This window comes from Neisseria sp. P0001.S005, assembly GCF_051963715.1.
The window spans coordinates 1-250 of record NZ_JBQCTZ010001026.1 but is presented as its reverse complement, the minus strand read 5'-3'; the positions used below and the strand labels follow the sequence as shown (position 1 = coordinate 250).

Below are 250 nucleotides of genomic sequence, written 5' to 3'. Positions count from 1 at the left end.
GATTCACTGCCACAACCCCCGCCGCCTTGCCTGCCGGCATAGTCTGCAAACCCAGCATAAACCACACCGCATAGCCGCATACTCCGACGGAAGCGGCTGCAGTCAAGCCCAGCCAGTGCCGCGCCGACAAAGCCGCCAAAGTCGCAAACCTGCTGCGCGCAAACAACCAGCCCAACAACACACCCGAAGCCAGTACAAACCGAACCGCCCCGCCCGTCAGCGGCGGCAGCGACTGCCCCAGCATCCGCCC

1 pseudogene is annotated in these 250 nt (G+C 64.8%); it reads right to left on the bottom strand.

The annotated features are described in order from the left end of the window. Positions 1–250, bottom strand: a pseudogene (locus tag ACTHSP_RS23950) (DMT family transporter); the annotation flags it as partial.